This window comes from Luteimonas changyuni (assembly GCF_039548395.1).
In the GTDB taxonomy this organism is placed as follows: Bacteria; Pseudomonadota; Gammaproteobacteria; order Xanthomonadales; family Xanthomonadaceae; genus Luteimonas.
This window is the reverse complement of record NZ_JBCLUZ010000001.1, coordinates 81,156-93,845: the sequence shown is the minus strand read 5'-3', so window position 1 is coordinate 93,845 and position 12,690 is coordinate 81,156. Positions and strand designations below refer to the sequence as shown.

Sequence of the window (12,690 nt, the reverse complement as noted above, 5' to 3'; positions counted from 1 at the left end):
TTACGGGCGTGCGCAGGTGATCGTACCGCAAGCGCCAACGAACCATTCCGGGTCCTCCGCATCGTCGGCGGGCGATAATGCCCCCATGACCACGCTCCGCATTGCCACCCGCAAAAGCCCGCTCGCCCTCTGGCAGAGCGAACACGTCGCCGACCTGCTGCGCGCCGCCCACCCCGGCCTCAGGGTCGAACTCGTGCCCATGTCCACCCGCGGCGATGAAGTGCTGGACCGTTCGCTGGCGGCGATCGGCGGCAAGGGCCTGTTCCTGAAGGAACTCGAGCTGGCGATGCTGCGCGGAGACGCCGACTGCGCGGTGCATTCGCTCAAGGACGTGCCGATGGAGGTCGACGCGCCGTTCGCGCTGCCGGCCTTCCTCGAGCGCGCCGACCACGCCGATGCCTTCATCAGCAGCCAGTTCGCAACCTTCGATGCGCTGCCGCCGGGCGCCTGCGTCGGCACCTCCTCGCTGCGTCGGCAGGCGCAGCTGCGCGCGCTGCGGCCGGACCTGGAGATCCGCGACCTGCGCGGCAACGTCAACACGCGGCTGGCCAAGCTCGATGCCGGCGAATACGACGCGATCGTGCTGGCCTGCGCGGGACTGGATCGGCTGGGCCTGGGCGGACGCACCCGCGCGCGCCTGGATGCGCCGGACTGGCTGCCGGCGCCGGCGCAGGGCGTGATCGCGATCGAGTGCCGCGGTGACGATGAGAAAGTGATGGCGCTGTGCCGCGTGCTCGACCACGGGCCGACGCGCATCTGCGCGGGGGCGGAGCGGGCCTTGAACCTGGCGCTGCACGGCAGCTGCCACGTGCCGGTGGCGGCGTTCGCGCAGCTCGATGGCGATGCATTGAAACTGCAGGCGCTGGTCGGATCGGCGAGCGACGGGCGTGCGGTGCGGGCGGAGGCCCTGGGGCCGGCGTCGGAGCCGGACGCGCTGGGACGCGACGTGGCGGGGAAGCTGATGGCTGGGGGCGCGGGGGAGTTCTTGCCCGCTTCGTAGGGATCAGTTCCGCGAGCTTGCCCCCATCCGCACCCGTTGGGGGTGGTCAGAACCGGTAGCGGACCTGCACGGAGCCTTCGGTGTCCGTCGCTCCCGTCCCGCCATTCCCCGCACTGTCATGCCGCAGCTCGAAGTTCGACTGCAGCGTCCACTGGTCCACCAGCTTGAGGTCCAGGCCGATCACCTGTCGGGTGGTGGTGTTGAACCTGCCGGTTTCGACCAGCAGGTTCTGGGTCAGCAGGGCGCGGTCGGCGATGCTCTGGCGCAGCTCGAGCCTGCCGCGGGCGATCAAGCCAGAGCCGGCGGTGCCGTAGTCGGCGTAGGGCTGCAGGCGGTAGCCGGTGCCGAATTCGAGCTTGACGTTGGTGTCGGGCGTGCGCACGGCCTCGTAGCCGAAGCCTGCGGTGAAACGCGAATGGCTGCCGTGGTTGATCCGCCAGTCGCGGCGCGAGGCCGGTGAGTACAGCGGATAGCGGCGCGCGGCGATCGCCGGCAGGCGCATCGGCACCAGCGGGTCGACGCTGCCGGGCGTCTTCGGCTGCTGGATGCGCGTGAACCGCGTCGGTGCCTGCCAGGCGGCGTCCTCGCAGACCAGGCGATAGCAAGGACGGCGCAGCTCGGCGCGGCCCGCCGCGAGGGCGATCATCGCCGGCTCGCCGGGAGACTCCGGCAAGGGCTGGATGAACACGGGCGGGGCGGCGAGCGCCAGCCAGAGGGCCGCGAGCATGGATCGGGAGTCCGGTGGAAACGGTTACACCGCCATTATCGCGGGCATCGGTGGCCGTTCCAAGGCGCGGCCACGCTCCGGTTCAGCAACAGGCGCTGACGACGTGGCGGGCCTGGGCGAACAACAGCCAGCGTTCGGCGAACGCGCTCGCGAGCAGGCCCAGCGCCGCCAGCAGCGTGGCCGCCAGCGCCGGGATCCAGCCGAACGCCATCAGCAGCGTGGCCAGCAGCGGCAGCGCGACCAGTCCTGCCAGCGCGGCCCATCGCAGCCGTACGGCGTGCCGGCGCGCGAGTTCGGACACCTCCATGTCGCGATCGATGGCGCGCCAGTACAGCCACTTGAGCGCCGCCAGCACCAGCCCGAACAACACCAGCGTCGGCAGCATGCCGGCCGGGCCCTGGCCACGCAGCATCGCCGCCATGGTCACCAGCTGCAGGGCCAGCCCGGTCAGCAGCGCGAACAGCAGGTAGACCGGCAGCACCAGCGGGTGGCGCCAGGCCGGGATCGGCTTCAGCGAGGCGTAGACCATGGCCGTGCAGGCCACGGTGGCCAGCGCCATCACCGCCAGCAGCAGCCCGAGGCAGGCCAGCCAGGCGGCGCGCGTGGCGCCAGTCGGCATCCACAGCAGCAGCGCCATCGCGGCCATCGCCAGCGGCGCCGTGGCCACTGCCAGCACGCCCTCGCGCGACAGCCACGAGCTGCGCCACTGGCTGAAGCTGCGGTCGGATTCGCCCACCTGGGCCAGCGAGCAGAGCAGGCCGATCGTCGACAGCAGCAGGCCCAAGCCGAGACCGGCCAGCTGTACGCCTTCGAGCGCCGGTGACAGGCCGCCGCGCAGCGCCAGCAGGGCGATGGTCAGCCCCGACCAGGCAAGCAGGCCGTAGCCGGCGCCGGAGAGGGTGGTGGAAAAGATGGCCGGCAGGGCGGGATGCATCGGATCCGGTGGTGGCGGCAAACCGGTCACGGCAGGCTCACGCGCTGAAGGGGAAATAGCGCGGGATCAGCACCACCGCCATCACGATGAAAATGATGTTCAAAGGCAGGCCGACCTTCACGAAATCGCGGAAGCGGTAGCCGCCGGCGGCGTAGACCATGGTGTTGGTCTGGTAGCTGATGGGCGTGGCGAAGCTGGTTGATGCGGCGAAGGCCACCGCGACCAGGAAGGGCTTGCTGTCGAGGCCGAGCGATTCGGCGGTGGCGATCGCGATCGGCACCACCACCGCCGCCGAGGCGTTGTTGCTCATGGTCTCGGTCAGGACCGAGGTCAGCACGTAGATCACCGCCAGGGTCGCCACTGGCCCGAAGCCGCCGAACAGGCCGATCGAGAAGTCCGCGATCAGGGCCGCCGCGCCGCTGTTCTGCAGGGCGATGCCCAGCGGCAGCACGCCGGCCAGCAGCAGCACCACGCGCCAGTCGATGGCGGCGTACGCATCTTCCGGCTCCAGCACGCGCAGCAGCAGCAGCATGCAGCAGCCGATGATCGCCGATGCGACGATGCTCATCAGCCCGGCCGCGGCCACCGCCACCACCGCCACCAGGATGCCGAGCGCCAGCAGCGAGCGGCGGATGGACGTGCGCGTCTGTTCGCGCTCGCCCAGCACCACCAGGCCGGGGTCGGCGCGCATCAGGTCGAGCGCGCTTTCCGGCGCGTCAAGCAACAGCACGTCGCCAACGGCCAGCGGCACGTGATCCAGCGGCTGCCTGGTGGACAGGCGGTGGCGGTGCAGGCCCTGCACGCGGGCGTGGTAGGTATGGGCGAAGCGCAGGCTGGCCAGGGTGTGTCCGATGAGGTGCGAGCTTGGCGCCACCATGGCTTCGGCGTGCACGCGTCCGTCCTCGTCGTCGCCCTCGAGGTCGCCGGCCACGTCGTCGTGGCGCAGCTTGAGTTTGCGCCGCGCGGCCTCGATGTCGGTCCAGTTGCCGCGCACCAGCAGGCGGTCACCGGCTTCGATCCCGGTGCCCCGTGGCGATGGCACCGCGGCGCGACCGCGGAAGATTTCCAGCACCACCACGTCGCCGCTGTCGTCGGGCAGCAGCTCGCTGCCGCGCTTGCCGATGGCGCCGGACTTCTCCGGGACCAGCAGCTCGGCCACGTAGCGCCCGGCATGCCCGCTGTCGGCCTGCTGCGGAACGCCGAGGTCGGGCAGCAAAAACTGGCGCGCGATCATCAGGTACACCGTGCCCACCACCACGAAGATGATGCCGAGCTGGCTGAATTCGAAGATGGTGAAGCCTTCGTGCCCCGCCTGCCGCGCCATGGAATCGACCAGCAGGTTGGTGGAGGTGCCGATCAGCGTGCACACACCGCCGAACTGGGCCGCGTACGACAGCGGGATCAGGAACTTCGACGGCGGAAGATTGTTGGCCACCGCCGCGGCGATGATCAGCGGCAGGAACACGGCGACCGCCGCGGTGTTGTTGATGAATGCCGATACCAGGGCGGTCAGCAGCATCATCACCAGTGCGAGCAGCCAGCCCCAGCGGATGCGCGCGATGGTTTCGCCCAGGCGGTTCAAAGACCCGCTCCGCTGCAGCCCGGCGCTGAGCACGAACATCGCAGCCACGGTGACCGTGGCCGGGCTGCTGAAGCCCGACAGCGCCTCCTCGGTGCTGACCAGGCGCAGGGTGAGCAGCGCGGCCAGCACCAGCATCGCCACTACTTCCGGCGGCATCTTTTCGCTGATGAACAGAGCGATGGCGCCAGCGACCACCAGGAAGGTGAGCAGCATGTCCGGGGTCATGGACGCCGCACTCCCGGGCCGCGCGGCGGAGGCGTGGTCATCGCGGCGGCGCTCGCCAGCAGGTTCAAAGGCATTCCATTTTCTCGGGCCCCGGGGACGCGCATTGCCACCTCCATCGGGAGCCGGCGCGCAGGAGGTCAGGATATCCGCAGGCCGTGGGGGTGCAATGTCGACGGTACAGGGTGCCATCGCTGGCGGACGAGGGCATGGATGCGCGTCACGCGCGGGTGGGATACTGGCGGCCTGTTTCCGCCCTGCGAGGCACCGCTTGCCCAGCCCAGACACTTCCCGGTTCGACGTCGTCGTGGTCGGCGGTGGCGCCAGCGGCGCGCTGGTCGCGACCCACCTGCTTGGCGACGGTGCATGCCCGCACACGGTGGCCCTGGTCGAAGCGCGTCCGGCGATGGCCGAAGGCGTCGCGTATTCCACCCGGTCCCCGGAGCATCTGCTGAACGTGCGCGCCGCCGGCATGAGCGCGTTCGGCGACAGGCCGGAGGATTTCGTCAGCTTCCTGGAGGGCCTGCCCGAGCATGCCGGACAGGACCGCGCCGCGCTCGGCGCGCGGTTCATGCCGCGCATGGTCTATGCGCGCTACCTGGCGGCGTTGGCTGAAGGCCGCCCGGGGCTGGAACGCTTGTGCGGGATCACCGATGCCGCCGTGGACGTGGTGCCGCTGGAGGACGGGTTCGAGGTGGTATTGGCGTCGGGAAGCCGGCTGCAGGCGCGGGCGGTGGTGCTGGCAGTGGGCAACCGCCCCGCGAGGCTGCCGCTGGCGGACGGGAGCACCAGCGGCCTGGCCGTGGTCGAGGCCTGGGACTATGCCGGGGTCGCGGCGATCCCACCGGATGCCGATGTCTGCATCCTCGGTGCCGGGCTGAGCATGGTCGACGTGGTCCTGGCCCTGGGCGCCAACGGCCACCGTGGGCGGATCACTTCGCTGTCCCGAAGCGGGCTGATGCCGCTGCCGCATGCGGAGCCGGCACCGCCGGCCGAATTCGACGTCGCCGGCCTGCTGGCGGAGCCGCGGCTGCGCGCCAGGCTGCGCGCAGTCCGCCGCGTGGCCGCGCGCGAGCAGGCGCAGGGTCGACCCTGGCAGGCGGTGATGGATGCGCTGAGGCCCCATGTGCAGGCGCTGTGGACCAGCCTGGATGCTGTCGGGCAGCAGCGCTTCCTGCGCCATCTGGTGCGCCATTGGGACGTGCACCGCCACCGCATCGCTCCGGAGGTCGCGCGCCAGCTGGACGCAGCCACGGCGTCCGGGCAGCTGCAAAGGCTGGCCGGCCGGCTGGTGGCGGTCGAAGGCGGGCCCCGGCCCGGCATCACCTGGCGTCCCCGTGGCGGCGATGGCCAGGAGCGCTTCAAAGCCGACGTGCTGGTGAATGCGCTCGGCGTGGACAAGAGGATCGACGTCGGCGACGGGTTGCTGGCGCGCCTGTGCGTGCGCGGGCTGCTGCGCCCCGGACCGCATCGCATCGGTGCCGCAACCGCGCCCGACGGCGCTCCCCTCGGCGCCAACGGCGCGCCGGTGCCGGGGCTCTGGACCCTGGGGGCGCTGCGGGTGGGCGACCTCTGGGAAAGCATCGCCATGCCCGAGCTGCGCGGCCAGGCACGGGACGTCGCCGCCGCGGTGCGCGCCCATCTCGACGCGGCCGGGCCATAATCGCGCCATGGACCGCTACGAACGCATCCTTTCGCTGCACCGCATCCTCGGCTCCGCGCGCTATCCGGTCACGGTCGCGCGCCTGCAGGAGGAACTGGACTGTTCGCGTGCCACCGTCTACCGCGACGTGGCCTTCCTGCGCGACGCGCTGATGGCGCCGATCGTGGGCGACGATGCCGGCATCCGCTACGACGCCGAAGAGAGCGGCCGCTTCGAACTGCCCGGCCTGTGGCTGAGCTCCGAGGAGCTGCACGCGCTGCTGGCCGCGCAGCAGCTCCTGTCGCGCAGCGGCGGCGGCGTGCTGTCCTCGGCGCTGGCACCGCTGCAGTCGCGCATCGAGAAGCTGCTGAGCGAGCACGCCAGCGGCAAGCAGTGGCCGATGGAGCGCGTGCGCGTGATCCCGCACCGCACCCGGCGCCTGGATGAGCAGGCCTTCCGCGCGGTGTGCTCGGCGGTGCTCGAGCGCAAGCGCCTGGCCTTCGAATACCGTGCGCGCTCGACCGACGAGAAGACCCGGCGCACCGTGTCGCCGCAGCGCATCACCCACTACCGCGACAACTGGTACCTCGACGCCTGGGACCACGAGCGCGACGGCCTGCGCAGCTTCTCGGTCGACCGCATCACCCACGCCCGCGGGCTGCAAGACGCCGCGATCGATGTCGACGAGGGCGAGCTCGACCGCCACCTCGGCGGCAGCTACGGCATTTTCTCGGGGGCGCCCAAGGGCGTGGCGACCATCCTCTTCAGCGCCAGGGCCGCACGCTGGGTCGCCGACGAACACTGGCACTCGCAGCAGCAGGGCCGCCACCTTGCCGACGGCCGTTACGAATTGAAGGTGCCGTACAGCGCGGCGCGCGAGCTGTTGATGGACGTGCTGCACTACGGCAGCGACGCCGAGATCCTCGAGCCGCCGTCGCTGCGCGAACAGGCCAAGTCGCTGCTCGAGCTGGCGCTGTCGAACTACGAACGCTGACGCGCGTCTGCGGCGTCAGCGGCCCGGCGTCGGGCTGGCGGCGGGCTCGAAGCCGAGCCGTCCTTCCTGTTCCGGAACCTGGGGTACGCGGCGCAGCCGGTCGGTATTGACCCCATGGCTGCGGATCCGGCGCTCGAGCTCGAGATAGGCCTCGTCCTCCACCTGCCGCGCCCGGGTCAGGATCCAGGCGTGGTCGCGCCCGGGCGAATCGATCAGCAGCCAGCTGCCGTCGGTGGCCATTTCCAGCATGCGCAGCCGCGTGGGCAGGACGCCGTAGGCGCGCACTTTCCAGATGCGGTCGCCGTGGCCGTCGCGGCGGGCGGTGGAGCTGGCGGATTCCAGCGGCTGGTCGAAGCCCGCGCGCCAGCGGCGGCCGAGTTCGATCCGGTCATCGCCGGCCATCGCCAGGTGGGTGCTGGAAGCGACCTGTCCGCGTTCGCCGAACCATGGCACCCGCGCTGCCACGTACCAGTCGCCCATCAGCACTTCGAGTGGCGGCATGCGCGCGTCGCGGCCGCCGGACCGGCTGCCCTCGGGCCCGCTGGCACAGGCGGCCAGCAGCAGGCACAGCACAAGCGCGCACAGGGCGCGGATGGAAGAAGCGGGTTGGAAGGGAACGCGTCTTGAATGCTGGGTCATCACGTAGTCCGTGGTGCCGCCGCAGGCTGCCAGCGGGCCGGCGAAGGCGGTGTCAATGCCGGGGTCGCAGTCCTTGAGATGGGGCGGTTGCAGGCTTGGCTCCACAGTCTGGAGAGCCATCATGACACCACGCACACGCCACCGGTTCCACTCCGTCCGCCTTGCCGCCGCCGCCGTGCCTGCCGGCCCGGACTGGGTGGCGCGCGGAGTGCTGGCGCTGATGTTCCTGGCCCTGGTGGCCATGCTCTCGCTGCCGCAGGCGCGCGGCGACAGCGCCAGCTTCGGCTGGGTGCCGCTGTGGCTGGCCGGGCTTCCCGTCACGGCCTGGCTGGCACTGGCCGTGGCCCGTCGCCGCGGCTGATCAAGACCTTCGGCCCGGGTCCGCGCTCCGCGGCCTGTGCTAGCGTTGCCGGCCCACCCGCCGGAGCCTGTCGCATGTCCAAGCTGCCCCATGCCTGCCTGTTCGCCGCGCTTGCCGTTGCCTCCTTCGGCGCGACCGCACAGGAGGACGCCGAAGTGACCGATCCGTACCAGTGGCTCGAGGACGTCGAGGGCGAAAAGCAGCTCGCCTGGGTCCGCGGGCAGAACGCGAAGGCCGAGGCCGAACTGGCCGACACCCCCGGCTTCAAGGCGCTGGAAGCCGATCTGCTGGCCATCTACGACTCCGACGACAAGATCCCGGGCGTCTACAAGCAGGGCGACTGGTATTACAACTTCTGGAAGGACAGCAAGCACGAGCGCGGCCTCTGGCGCCGCACCACGCTCGAGGAATACCGCAAGCCGCAGCCGAAGTGGGAGACCGTGCTCGACCTCGACGCGCTCAACAAGGCCGAGGGCGAGAACTGGGTCTGGCACGGCGCCAACTGCCTGCGTCCGGAATACGAGCGCTGCCTGGTCGCGCTGTCGCGCGGCGGTGCCGATGCCGACGTCACCCGCGAGTTCGACCTGTCCACCCAGACCTGGGTCGAGGACGGCTTCTTCCGCGACGAAGCCAAGGGCGCGCTGGTGTGGATCGACCGCGACACCGTCTATGCCTACACGGACTTCGGCGATGGCAGCCTGACCAGCTCGGGCTACCCGCGCATCGTCAAGCAGTGGACCCGCGGCACGCCGATCGACTCGGCCACCGTGGTCTACGAGGGCAAGCCCGATGACATGTACATCGCGGCCGGCCGCGACCACACGCCGGGCTTCGAGCGCGACTTCGTCAGCCGCACCCTGGCCTTCTACAACGACGAGCTCTACCTGCGCGGCGCCGACGGCACGTTGACCAAGGTCGACGCGCCGAACTCGGCGCAGAAGTCCGTGCAGCGCGAATGGCTCGCCCTCGAGCTGCGCGAGCCCTGGGAGGTCGGCGGCAAGACCTACAAGGCCGGATCGCTGCTGGTCGCGAAGTTCGATGACTTCATGGCCGGCAAGCGCGAGTTCGAGGTGCTGTTCGAACCCACCGACACCACCTCGCTGGCCGGGTCTTCGTTCACGAAGAACCACCTGGTGCTGAACGTGCTGGAGGACGTCAAGAACCGGCTCGTGGTGCTCACCCCGGGCGCCGACGGCTGGACGCGCAGCGAGCTGGCCGGCGTGCCCGAGTTCGGCACCGTCAGCGCCCAGGCGGTGGACAGCGATGAATCCGACGCGCTGTGGATGACGGTCACCGACTACCTGACCCCGACCACGCTGATGCTGGCCAGCGCCGCGCCCGGCGCGGCGGCGCCGGAGGTGCTGAAGACCCAGCCCGAATTCTTCGATGCCTCCAGGCACGTGGTCGAGCAGCACTTCGCCACTTCGAAGGACGGCACGCGCGTGCCCTACTTCCTGGTGCGCCCGAAGGACGCGAAGGCCGACGGCAGCAACCCGACGCTGCTGTACGGCTACGGCGGCTTCGAGATCTCGCTGACTCCCGGCTATTCCGGCGGCGTCGGCAAGGGCTGGCTGGAGAAGGGCGGCACCTATGCCGTGGCCAACATCCGCGGCGGCGGCGAGTACGGCCCGCGCTGGCACCAGGCCGCGCTCAAGGCCAACCGCCACAAGGCCTACGAGGACTTCGCCGCGGTCGCGCAGGACATGATCGAGCGCAAGATCACCTCGCCCGCGCACCTCGGCATCCGCGGCGGCAGCAACGGCGGGCTGCTCACCGGCAACATGCTGACGCAGTACCCGGAGCTGTTCGGCGCGGTGGTGATCCAGGTGCCGCTGCTGGACATGCAGCGCTACCACAAGCTGCTTGCGGGCGCGTCGTGGATGGCCGAATACGGCAACCCGGACATCCCGGAGGAGTGGGAGTTCATCAAGACGTTCTCGCCCTACCACCTGTTCGATGCCGCGAAGGACTACCCGCCGACCCTGATCCTGACCTCGACCCGCGACGACCGCGTCCACCCCGGCCACGCGCGCAAGATGCACGCGCTGATGTCGGAAGCGGGCAAGGACGTGCGCTATTACGAAAACATCGAGGGCGGACACGGCGGCGCGGCCAACAACAGGCAGGCCGCGCACATGGACGCGCTGTACCTGACCTTCCTCTGGCAGCAGATCGGCCCCGACGCCGACTGATTCCGCCAGCAACAAGCCCGGGGCGCCGCAAGGCGCCCCGGTTGCATCCGCCCTCCGTGGACCCCATCCAATGAAGCCCATCGCACTCGCCGGCCTCCTGCTCATGACCCTCACCAGCCACGCCGCCACGCCCACGCCGCCCGACGTCGAGAAGCGCGCCCACGAGGTCCGTGCCCCGCACGGCGCGGTGCGCCAGGACGAGTACTACTGGCTGCGCGACGACGCCCGCGAAGACAAGGCCATGCTGGCCTACCTCGAGGCCGAAAACGCTTACGTCGACCAGGTGGTGGCGCCGCTGGAGCCGGTCGAGGACGCGCTGTACGACGAGTTCATCGCCCGCATCAAGCAGGACGATGCCAGCGTGCCCTACCGCGAGCGCGGCTGGTGGTACTACTCGCGCTACGAGACCGGCAGGGACTACCCCGTGCACGCCCGTCGCAGGGACGCCGAAGGCCTGGGCGCCGCGGACATCATGCGCCTGAACGAGGCCGGCGACTTCGCAGCGGAGCAGGTGCTGCTCGACGTCAACGCCATGGCCGAGGGCAAGGACTATTTCTCGGTCGGCGTGTACGAAGTCAGCCCCGACAACCGCATCCTGGCCTGGGCCGATGACAGCGTCGGCCGTCGCCAGTACACGATCCGCTTCCGTGATCTCGAGACCGGCAGGGACTTCCCGGAATCCATCGCCGGCCTGTCCGCCGACATGGTCTGGGCCGATGACAACCGCACGCTCTTCTACGTCGAGAACGACCCCGACACCCTGCTGACCGTGCGCGTGAAGAAGCACGTGCTCGGCACGCCCGTCGCCGACGACGTGCTGGTGTACGAAGAGAAGGACGACAGCTTCTACATGGGCCTGGATCGCACCCGCGACGACCGCTTCATCTGCATCGGCGTCGGCAGCACGGTGTCCAGCGAGCTGCGCTGCACCCCGGCCGCCGACCCGGGCGAGTTCACCGTGCTGGCGCCGCGCGAGCGCGACGTCGAATACGAAGCCGACCACTTCGACGGCCGCTGGGTGATCCTCACCAATGCCCCCGACGCCGACGGCAACAAGGCGCCGAACTATCGCATCGCCACCGCGCCCAGCGGCGCCACGTCGCGCGCGGAGTGGAAGGAGTGGATCGCGCACCGCGACGACGTGCTGCTGGAGGGCTACGAGCTGTTCGACGGCTTCACCGCGATCGCCGAGCGCTCCAATGCCCTGGAGCGGGTGCGCGTGCTGAAGGCCGGTGGCGGCGACGAGTACGTGGCCGCCGACGAGCCGGCGTATTCGATGGGGCTTTCCGTCAACGCCGAGCCGGATACGCAGTGGTTGCGCTACGGCTACACCTCGATGACCACGCCGGGCACCACCTACGAGCTCAACGTGCAGACCGGTGAGCGCCGCCTGCTCAAGCAGCAGCCGGTGATCGGCTACGACCCTTCGAAGTACGTGACCGAGCGCAGCTGGGCCACCGCCCGCGACGGCACCCGCATCCCGGTGTCGCTGGTCTACCGCAAGGGCTTCGAAAAGGACGGCACCGCGGCGCTCCTGCAGTACGCCTACGGCAGCTACGGCATGTCGATGGACCCGGGCTACAGCCTGACCACCACCAGCCTGCTGGACCGCGGCATGGTCTACGCCATCGCCCACATCCGCGGCGGCCAGGAAATGGGCCGCAAGTGGTACGACGACGGCAAGCTCAAGAACAAGGTCAACACCTTCACCGACTTCATCGACGTCACCGATCATCTGGTGGCCGAGGGCTGGGCGGCGAAGGATCGTGTGGCCGCGTATGGCGGCAGCGCCGGTGGCCTGCTGATGGGCGCGATCGCCAACATGGCGCCGGAGAAGTACCGGCTGATCCTGTCGCAGGTCCCGTTCGTGGACGTGGTCACCACCATGCTCGACCGGACCATCCCGCTCACCACCAACGAGTACGACGAGTGGGGCAACCCGGAGCGCAAGGCCGACTACGACTACATGGTCCGCTACTCGCCGTACGACAACCTTGAGGCCAAGGCCTATCCGGCGATGTTCATCGGCACCGGCCTGTGGGATTCGCAGGTGCAGTACTGGGAGCCGGCGAAGTACGTGGCGCGGCTGCGCGACCTCAACACCTCGGACGCGCCGGTGCTGTTCCGCACCAACATGGATGCCGGCCACGGCGGCAAGTCCGGCCGCTTCCGCCGCTACCGCGAGCTGGCCGAGATGTACGCCTTCATGCTTGACCAGCTGGACGTCGCCGCCGCCGCGCCCGCCAACCCGGCCGCGGCACCCCCCACCAACCCCGCCCCGGCACTGTAGGAGCAGCTACAGCTGCGACCGCCCACCCGTGCTGTTGTGGGACATCGCCGCGGCGACGCCATCCCTGCTTTTGTGGGACATGGCTGCGGCGATGCCATCCCTGCTTT

The 12,690-nt window shown here is 70.1% G+C and carries 10 protein-coding genes; 6 read left to right on the top strand and 4 right to left on the bottom strand.

All coding sequences use genetic code 11. The features are described 5' to 3' along the window. The first annotated feature begins 85 nt into the window (after positions 1–85). Complete coding sequence (gene hemC, locus WCD84_RS00470; RefSeq protein ID WP_343280037.1) at positions 86–1,000, top strand: hydroxymethylbilane synthase; 915 nt, start codon at positions 86–88, stop codon at positions 998–1,000. 46 nt (positions 1,001–1,046) lie between these two features. Here hemC and WCD84_RS00465 read toward each other — a convergent pair whose 3' ends face one another. The 3 genes from WCD84_RS00465 to WCD84_RS00455 form a co-directional block, all read right to left on the bottom strand. Beyond that, positions 1,047–1,727, bottom strand: a complete 681-nt coding sequence (locus tag WCD84_RS00465) for a DUF481 domain-containing protein (protein ID WP_343280036.1) — start codon at positions 1,725–1,727, stop codon at positions 1,047–1,049. Between the two features lie 82 nt (positions 1,728–1,809). Beyond that, on the bottom strand, positions 1,810–2,661 hold the full coding sequence (locus WCD84_RS00460; protein ID WP_343280035.1) for a dimethyl sulfoxide reductase anchor subunit family protein: 852 nt from the start codon (positions 2,659–2,661) through the stop codon (positions 1,810–1,812). A 37-nt stretch (positions 2,662–2,698) separates the two neighbouring features. Further along, a complete protein-coding gene (locus tag WCD84_RS00455; RefSeq protein WP_343255100.1) occupies positions 2,699–4,468 on the bottom strand; it encodes an SLC13 family permease in 1,770 nt (589 codons plus the stop codon). Between the two features lie 268 nt (positions 4,469–4,736). Between WCD84_RS00455 and WCD84_RS00450 the strand changes: the two genes are divergently transcribed. Both WCD84_RS00450 and WCD84_RS00445 read left to right on the top strand, forming a co-directional pair. After that, positions 4,737–6,128 carry an FAD/NAD(P)-binding protein gene (locus WCD84_RS00450; RefSeq protein ID WP_343280034.1) on the top strand — a complete coding sequence of 464 codons (1,392 nt, stop codon included), beginning with the start codon at positions 4,737–4,739 and terminating at the stop codon, positions 6,126–6,128. Between the two features lie 7 nt (positions 6,129–6,135). Next, positions 6,136–7,101, top strand: coding sequence for a helix-turn-helix transcriptional regulator (locus tag WCD84_RS00445; protein ID WP_343255102.1), 966 nt, complete (start codon positions 6,136–6,138; stop codon positions 7,099–7,101). Positions 7,102–7,116: 15 nt separating this feature from the next. Here the strand turns inward: WCD84_RS00445 and WCD84_RS00440 are convergent, their stop codons facing one another. Further along, on the bottom strand, positions 7,117–7,860 hold the full coding sequence (locus WCD84_RS00440; RefSeq protein WP_343255103.1) for a lipocalin family protein: 744 nt from the start codon (positions 7,858–7,860) through the stop codon (positions 7,117–7,119). 1 nt (position 7,861) lies between these two features. Between WCD84_RS00440 and WCD84_RS00435 the strand changes: the two genes are divergently transcribed. The 3 genes from WCD84_RS00435 (at position 7,862) to WCD84_RS00425 (ending at position 12,583) form a co-directional block, all read left to right on the top strand. Beyond that, complete coding sequence (locus tag WCD84_RS00435; RefSeq protein ID WP_343255104.1) at positions 7,862–8,101, top strand: hypothetical protein; 240 nt, start codon at positions 7,862–7,864, stop codon at positions 8,099–8,101. A gap of 74 nt (positions 8,102–8,175) precedes the next feature. After that, positions 8,176–10,293, top strand: a complete 2,118-nt coding sequence (locus WCD84_RS00430; protein WP_343255105.1) for a prolyl oligopeptidase family serine peptidase — start codon at positions 8,176–8,178, stop codon at positions 10,291–10,293. A 70-nt stretch (positions 10,294–10,363) separates the two neighbouring features. Next, positions 10,364–12,583, top strand: a complete 2,220-nt coding sequence (locus tag WCD84_RS00425; protein WP_343255106.1) for a S9 family peptidase — start codon at positions 10,364–10,366, stop codon at positions 12,581–12,583. Positions 12,584–12,690 lie beyond the last annotated feature (107 nt).

Bases quoted from the DNA above. Each gene is read 5' to 3' on its own strand.
- hemC (WP_343280037.1), top strand. From the start codon at position 86: ATGACCACGCTCCGCATTGCCACCCGCAAAAGCCCGCTCGCCCTCTGG.
- WCD84_RS00465 (WP_343280036.1), bottom strand. From the start codon at position 1,727: ATGCTCGCGGCCCTCTGGCTGGCGCTCGCCGCCCCGCCCGTGTTCATC.
- WCD84_RS00460 (WP_343280035.1), bottom strand. From the start codon at position 2,661: ATGCATCCCGCCCTGCCGGCCATCTTTTCCACCACCCTCTCCGGCGCC.
- WCD84_RS00455 (WP_343255100.1), bottom strand. From the start codon at position 4,468: ATGACCCCGGACATGCTGCTCACCTTCCTGGTGGTCGCTGGCGCCATC.
- WCD84_RS00445 (WP_343255102.1), top strand. From the start codon at position 6,136: ATGGACCGCTACGAACGCATCCTTTCGCTGCACCGCATCCTCGGCTCC.
- WCD84_RS00440 (WP_343255103.1), bottom strand. From the start codon at position 7,860: ATGGCTCTCCAGACTGTGGAGCCAAGCCTGCAACCGCCCCATCTCAAG.
- WCD84_RS00435 (WP_343255104.1), top strand. From the start codon at position 7,862: ATGACACCACGCACACGCCACCGGTTCCACTCCGTCCGCCTTGCCGCC.
- WCD84_RS00430 (WP_343255105.1), top strand. From the start codon at position 8,176: ATGTCCAAGCTGCCCCATGCCTGCCTGTTCGCCGCGCTTGCCGTTGCC.
- WCD84_RS00425 (WP_343255106.1), top strand. From the start codon at position 10,364: ATGAAGCCCATCGCACTCGCCGGCCTCCTGCTCATGACCCTCACCAGC.